This window comes from Thermus sp. (assembly GCF_056332225.1).
This window is the reverse complement of the sequence record NZ_JBWGQW010000196.1, coordinates 1-684: the sequence shown is the minus strand read 5'-3', so window position 1 is coordinate 684 and position 684 is coordinate 1. Positions and strand designations below refer to the sequence as shown.

Genomic DNA, 684 nt, shown 5'->3' with positions numbered 1-684 from the left:
GGGGTAGCCCCCGCCACCCATTACCTCTCCCCGGAGGGGCTGACCCCCTACCTGGCCTGGGCCGACCGGAACTTTTCCCCCCGCCGCCTTCACATGGCCGCCACAAATGGTGGGTGGAGCGTGGACCTGGTGGTGGGCTGGGAGGTGGCCGTGGAAGCCCTGACCGGGGGGGCGCGCTACGTACTCCTCCTCCCCCGCCTCGAGGCCCATGCCTGGCTCGAGGCCGCCGGGAAGGGGCTGGTCCCCCCCGAGAAGCTGAGCGTGTGGAGGGGAGGCGAAACGCCCTTCACGGCCAGGGGGTGGGAGGAGGCCCTGGCCCGCCTGAGGGAGGTGGCCCATGCGGCCCGTTGACGCGCTGGCCCGGTACCTGTGCGAGCAGGGGCTGGACGTGTTCACAGACCCCCTGGAGCCCCCCGGCCACCTGGTAGTGAAGGACGGGAGCTATACCCGCGCTTTCTCGCCCGGGGAGGTGGACGCCCTGGCCGCCGTCCTCTGGGCCCTCGGACGCATGGACCGCAAGGGGCGGCCCTCGAGGCCCTCGGGGAGGGGGAAGCTCCCCTCCCGGCGTAGGGGCATGGTGGAGGCAGAGTAAACTGAGCCCATGACCCGGCGTTTCACCGCTCACCTGTGGCGCGAGGGGGACCTGTGGGTGGCCCAGTGCCTCGAGGTGGACGTGGCCTCCCA

At 72.1% G+C, this 684-nt stretch carries 2 protein-coding genes; both read left to right on the top strand.

The window, feature by feature from the left end:
* Window positions 1–351: hypothetical protein (locus AC01Y6_RS10880; protein WP_476671544.1), on the top strand; the 351-nt coding region annotated here is incomplete at its 5' end.
* Window positions 338–592, top strand: coding sequence for a hypothetical protein (locus tag AC01Y6_RS10875; RefSeq protein ID WP_476671543.1), 255 nt, complete (start codon window positions 338–340; stop codon window positions 590–592). The genes AC01Y6_RS10880 and AC01Y6_RS10875, both read left to right, overlap by 14 nt.
* The last annotated feature ends 92 nt before the right edge of the window (window positions 593–684 follow it).

Coding starts and splice junctions, on each gene's coding strand:
- AC01Y6_RS10875 (WP_476671543.1), top strand. CDS start 338: ATGCGGCCCGTTGACGCGCTGGCCCGGTACCTGTGCGAGCAGGGGCTG.